This window comes from Arthrobacter sp. TS-15 (assembly GCF_006964045.1).
GTDB lineage: Bacteria > Actinomycetota > Actinomycetes > Actinomycetales > Micrococcaceae > Arthrobacter.
The window spans coordinates 1-1128 of record NZ_SDXQ01000113.1 but is presented as its reverse complement, the minus strand read 5'-3'; the positions used below and the strand labels follow the sequence as shown (position 1 = coordinate 1128).

The following is a 1128-nucleotide window of genomic DNA, read 5'->3' as shown; positions in this document are numbered from 1 at the left end:
GCCGGACCAGTCCGTCGCGCAGCAGGAACAGGTCTTCGGCTAGGACAACTCGCAAGGGATCTCCATGGTCACCATGGTGGGGCCGCCCGCTGGACTGCTGACGGCCAGGACGCCGTCGAATGTACCCAGTCGCCGCTCGACTCCGGAGAGTCCCGAACCCGCGCCGATCGAGGCGCCCCCGCCGCCGTCGTCGGTCACGGCGATCCGCAGCATGCCGCCGTGCTCGGGGGAGTGGTGGATGTCGACCCAGATCCGGTCCGCCCCCGAGTGCTTGACGGCGTTGGTGAGCACCTCGCTGACGGCGAAGTACGCGGCCGCTTCCACCGGTTCACCCGCCCGGCCCGCCAACTCCACGTCCACCTCGGTGCCGATGGGCAGCCGCAGCGCCAACGCCCGTACGGCGTCGCCGAGTCCGCGCTCCGCGAGCACCGGCGGGTGGATGCCGCGTACGAGGTCACGCAGTTCCGTGAGCGCCTCGGCGGAGGACCTGCGGGCGTGTGCGAGCAGCTGCTTGGCCTTCGCCGGGTCCTTCTCGACCAGGGCCTCGATGGTGCCGAGATCCATGCCCATCGCGACCAGCCTGGCCTGCGCCCCGTCGTGCAGATCCCGTTCGATACGCCGCAGTTCGGCCGCCGAGGTGTCGACGGCGTCGCGCCGGGTCTCGGTGAGCACACGGACGCGCTCGGCGAGCTCGCCCTGGCCGGACCCGAGGACGGACCTGGTCAGCAGGAAGTGGGCCCGCAGCAGCAGGGGAGCCGTGTAGACACCGGTGACGAGCAGGGCCGCTCCCAGCGCGGCGGCCGCGAGGGCGCTGAGCTGCCCGCTGATGGGCACGAACCCGTACCACCAGCCGACGCGCGTGCCGTCCGTGAAGACCCGCCACAGCCCGGCGCCGAGCGCGAACCCCTCGAACGGATAGGTGAGCAGAGCGGCGGGCAGCAGCGCCGTGACGAAACCCGCGATCATGTCGACCGGCAGCCACATCAGGTCCCGCCAGGTCGCCGGATCGCCGAGCAGCCGGAAGCACCGCGTCCAGGGGTTCGCGTCCTTCGGCACCGGCCGGTACGCGGGCGGGATCCGCACCCCGCACCACTGGGCCGCCACCAGCCGCCGCCAGTTCGCGAAGCC

General features: G+C 72.3%; 1 protein-coding gene. It reads right to left on the bottom strand.

Going from position 1 to position 1128, the window contains the following annotated elements:
* Positions 1–39: 39 nt before the first annotated feature.
* Positions 40–1128: sensor histidine kinase (locus EU811_RS23130; RefSeq protein ID WP_142940577.1), on the bottom strand; the 1089-nt coding region annotated here is incomplete at its 5' end.